This window comes from Variovorax sp. P4_D9 (genome assembly GCF_056401695.1).
In genome coordinates, this window is the sequence record NZ_JBFUIU010000915.1 from 1 (window position 1) to 3,340 (window position 3,340).

Annotated in this window: 3 protein-coding genes and 1 pseudogene; 3 read left to right on the plus strand and 1 reads right to left on the minus strand. The window is 60.2% G+C overall.

The window, feature by feature from the left end; all coding sequences use genetic code 11:
- Window positions 1–635, plus strand: a pseudogene (locus AC1DY5_RS48195) (transposase); the annotation flags it as partial.
- 217 nt (window positions 636–852) lie between these two features.
- On the opposite strand, the gene AC1DY5_RS48200 reads toward AC1DY5_RS48195, so the two are convergent.
- The gene (locus AC1DY5_RS48200; protein WP_478121427.1) at window positions 853–1,446 is read right to left on the minus strand and encodes a class I SAM-dependent methyltransferase; all 594 of its coding nucleotides are present in this window, start codon (window positions 1,444–1,446) and stop codon (window positions 853–855) included.
- 60 nt (window positions 1,447–1,506) lie between these two features.
- On the opposite strand from AC1DY5_RS48200, the gene AC1DY5_RS48205 reads away from it, so the two are divergent.
- The gene (locus AC1DY5_RS48205) at window positions 1,507–1,800 is read left to right on the plus strand and encodes a hypothetical protein (protein ID WP_478121425.1); all 294 of its coding nucleotides are present in this window, start codon (window positions 1,507–1,509) and stop codon (window positions 1,798–1,800) included.
- Between the two features lie 852 nt (window positions 1,801–2,652).
- A complete protein-coding gene (locus AC1DY5_RS48210) occupies window positions 2,653–3,051 on the plus strand; it encodes a nuclear transport factor 2 family protein (RefSeq protein ID WP_478121426.1) in 399 nt (132 codons plus the stop codon).
- Window positions 3,052–3,340: the final 289 nt, after the last annotated feature.

Below are 3,340 nucleotides of genomic sequence, written 5' to 3' on the forward strand. Positions count from 1 at the left end.
GGATCACCTGGCCCGCTTTGTGGATCACCTGGCCCGCTTTGTCGTGGAGGTGATCGACCAGTTGGACCTGAGTGAGCTGGTGCGGCAATACGCGGGACGCGGCAGCAATGCGTACCACCCGGCGATGCTGCTGGGCTTGCTGGTCTATGGTTACGCCACCGGGGTGCACTCGAGCCGCAAGATCGAGCGGGCCTGCCACGACTCGGTGGCATTTCGCCTCATAGCCGCCAATACCCAGCCCGACCATGACAGCATCGCCACGTTCCGGCGGCGCTTTCTGCCACAGATCGAGGCGCTGTTCGCAGGTGCTGGTGCTGGCGCGCGAGATAAAGTGCCTGAAGCTGGGCAACATCTCACTGGACGACACCAAGATCGCGGCCAATGCGAGCAAGCACAAGGCGCTGTCCTGGGAGCACGCCAACAAGATCGAGGCGCAACTGCGCGAAGAAGTGCAGCAGTTGCTGAAGCTGGCCGAAGACAGCGGCAGCCGTCCTGTCAATTCTGTCAATGACGGCTTGGATGTGCCGGCGGAGATCGCGCGGCGCGAGAAGCGCCTGGGCGCCATCGCGCAAGCCAAGGCCAAGATCGAGGAGCGTGCGCGCGAGCGGCGCGCCGTCGAGCAGCAGGAGTACGAGGCTACGGAGGCCGCGGAGGTGTCGCGGGGAGGGGACAGGCGCTCAAGCAATTTCACACCCGGTTCCCCAAGCCACCTGAGCAGCTGATCTACGGGCGGGGATGGATGCAGGCGAAGATGTACCTCAAGACTGAACCTCAAGACTGAAGATCGACGCGGGTCGCGAAGGCGTGAAACTTAGGCCGGCGCTTTGGCCGTAGGCAACTAGCGAACTGCGGTCAGGCCGGCCGTTCGCGGATCAGGACCGCGCAAAACTCGAATCTGTTGAATACGGTAGGCAACACGACCACGGGTCGCAACCCGATCTTTCCGCCTTCGTAAAGGATCCTGCAGATTTCCTTGAACGATTCCGGCGTGAACTGCCAGGCATGCGAGTCCACGTAATGTTCGCCTGCAGCGCCTTTTCGCGCGATGCTCATCACGTCATCGAGCCGCCCCGGGCTGAGCATGAGAGAGGGCTCGCCGTGGTCACCCGCCCAATGGCGCCTTGCATCGTTATGTGCCTGTAGCAGGTGCTGGGTGACGAAGGACTTGCACGCGTGAGTCGTCCGGCGCTCGGCGTGCGCCGCGATCACGTCGGCGATGGTCGACTCTGGACAGAAGTGATCGAAGCAGTAGCGCTTGTCCGGAATGACCAGGTAGTAGGCACCGCCCGGCTCCAGCAGTTTCTCGACTGCCCGCAGGTGCTGCACAAGATCGGGTTGATGCTCGATGCAGTGACTGCTGAAGACCGATGCGAATCGCTCGGGAATGTCCTCCAGCGGCGTCTCGGTCACGACGTAGTGGATGGGTGGACATCGATCCGGGTCCATGCCGTAATCCTTCGCGACGGCCTTCAGTTCCTCGGTCGACCGCGCGTCTGCGTAGCGCACATGATCTCCATGCAGTGCCGGATTGCCGAACGGGCCGATCTCCAGCGCCAGCCCCTGCGTCGGGACGAGCTGGATGAAGCACTCTCGGGCCGCGGGATCGAAGAACGCGAAGGGACGCCGACGCCGAGCAACCAATCGGGCCTGGAAGCGTTGCGTCCAGCGCCCCAGGCTGAGATCGCGAAACCACCAGTCTCGATGAAACTTTCGTGCGAGTTCGGCACGCTCGGAGCTCATTCGCGGTCAGTTCTCGATTCGGGTTGGGCTTCTATTTCGCACATGAACGACATCGTATGACGGCCTGCAACGGGTTGGCAATCGCTACGAAATTGGCCATTCGAGGGGCACGAAGGGCATCGCTGGACCATTTTTCGGGGCATCAGAACCCGGAAACGGGAAAGGGTTAGCACGCACTAACGTGCTAACCCTTGCCGATTATGGTGCGGCTGGCAGGAATTGAACCCACGACCCCTTGGTTCGTAGCCTTACGAGCAGAAGAAAAGTGCTTTTAAATCAATGACGTAGGGCGTCCACCCTGTTGGTTTTCGCAGCATGTTGCCTAGGAGTGCTTTCAAGAGTTGCGCAAATGTCGCGCAACTACTCTATCGGCTTCGAAGCGACAGAACGAAGCGACTGAACCAGTGACGCCACTGCCGCGCCAAGTGCGCGACGCCAGGCGTCGACACCCACTCCGCTACGATGAACGCCCTTCGCCAACCTCGCCTTGCGCACCCATGGACAACAATGACGACCCCGAACGCGCGAATCGCCCGATCGATCCAGACAGCCCCCGCAGGAAGTGAGCCACTGGGCCGCCAGACTGGCCTGCTCCGAACGAGTGATTTGGGACGCTATTGCGATCAGTGGAACTGACCCGCTGGTGACCGGACCCCGACGTTTCGCACCTCGCTGATCGCGGGCGTTTCCTTTGCCGTCCCGACCTGAAAGCGGTCCGCTCAAACGCAAGCTCGTGCCTGGAAGCAGCGCCGAAGCTCATCCACAAGGAGATCGGGTTGACGCTTGCCGCAATGCGAGCCGATCAGCAGGCACAATGAGTAAGAGACGCCCTACTTCGCTCGAAAGCGCCGACTGACACCATCATCCAGCTCCAATTCCAATGCTCGAGGTCCCGAAAAATGGAGTACGGAAATGCAAACTGCAAGCAAAACGCTGATCGGCCTCGAGACAAAGTTTTGGCAGTCCATCGTCGACAACGACGCGAACGTCGCTATCGATCTGCTCACCGAGCCAGCGATGATGGTCAGTTCCCACGGCGCAATGAAATTCGATCATGCGGGTTATCGCAAGATGGCCGAGCAAGGCTCGATGGTTGTCAGGTCCTTCGAGCTCAACGATATTGAGGTCGTCTTTCCGACGGACACCACAGCGGTTCTTAGCTATCGGGTAAGGCAGGGCATCTCGCCACGCGGAAAGAAGGACGTTGTCACTGAGGACATGAACGACACATCGACGTGGGTGCGGGACGGCGAGAAATGGCGCTGCGCGCTGCATACGGAGACGCCGGTTGCGCAGACCACGGCGCACTGAACCTCGAGACGGGCCAAGGACGGATGCCATCAGACCACGCGCTGCAAGCCTCCAGACCGGGCACCTGATTGATGGGTCCGGGCCGCGTCTCGCGAGCTGCCACCTTCAGTCAACGGTCAGAGGCAGATCTGTCGATCCCAAAAGCCACAGACAACTCATTACTCAGCAGTCGATAATTTAGGCTACAAAAGATCACCACGACAATCGAATTGATGATTCAATAGCGCATGAAACGAGATGGCCGCACGCTGGATCACAAAACGCTTGAAGAGATTCGCCTGATGGCGGT

Excerpts from the sequence above, each read along its gene's own strand:
- AC1DY5_RS48200 (WP_478121427.1), bottom strand. The coding sequence starts at position 1,446 with ATGGACCCGGATCGATGTCCACCCATCCACTACGTCGTGACCGAGACG.
- AC1DY5_RS48210 (WP_478121426.1), top strand. The coding sequence starts at position 2,653 with ATGCAAACTGCAAGCAAAACGCTGATCGGCCTCGAGACAAAGTTTTGG.
- AC1DY5_RS48205 (WP_478121425.1), top strand. The coding sequence starts at position 1,507 with ATGATCTCCATGCAGTGCCGGATTGCCGAACGGGCCGATCTCCAGCGC.